This is a genomic window from Paraburkholderia gardini, from assembly GCF_907164575.1.
Classification (GTDB): Bacteria; Pseudomonadota; Gammaproteobacteria; order Burkholderiales; family Burkholderiaceae; genus Paraburkholderia; species Paraburkholderia gardini.
Map to the genome: position 1 here is coordinate 1 of NZ_CAJQYY010000075.1, position 536 is coordinate 536.

General features: G+C 64.0%; 1 protein-coding gene. It reads right to left on the minus strand.

The window, feature by feature from the left end; translation table 11 throughout:
- Window positions 1–80: 80 nt before the first annotated feature.
- Window positions 81–536: electron transfer flavoprotein subunit beta/FixA family protein (locus LPA34_RS26865; RefSeq protein ID WP_228984177.1), on the minus strand; the 456-nt coding region annotated here is incomplete at its 5' end.

The window sequence follows — 536 nt, forward strand, 5'->3', positions numbered from 1 at the left end:
CGTCGCCGCCTTGATCGATGCGCCGTCGTGCTCTGCTATTACCAGATTCGTCATTTCGTCCGTCTCCTGCGTGTTCGTGATCAAAGCACCTTGGCTTCGGTCTTCAGCTTCTCGACCAGCGTCTTCACGTCGGCAACCTTGACGCCGGCGCTGCGCTTCGGCGGCTCGACCACCTTCAGCGTCTTCAGACGCGGCGTCACATCAACGCCGAGGTCTTCCGGCTTGAGCGTCTCCAGCGGCTTCTTCTTCGCCTTCATGATGTTGGGCAGCGTCACGTAGCGCGGCTCGTTCAGGCGCAGGTCGGTCGTGACCACCGCCGGCAGCGTCAGCGACAGCGTTTCAGCGCCGCCATCCACTTCGCGTGCGACCGTCGCGCGGCCGTCCGCCACCACCACCTTCGACGCAAACGTCGCCTGTGGCAGGTTCGCCAGCGCAGCCAGCATCTGGCCGGTCTGGTTCGAATCGTCGTCGATCGCCTGCTTGCCGAGGATCACCAGCTGGGGCTGTTCCCTGTCGACCAGCGCCTTGAGCAGCTT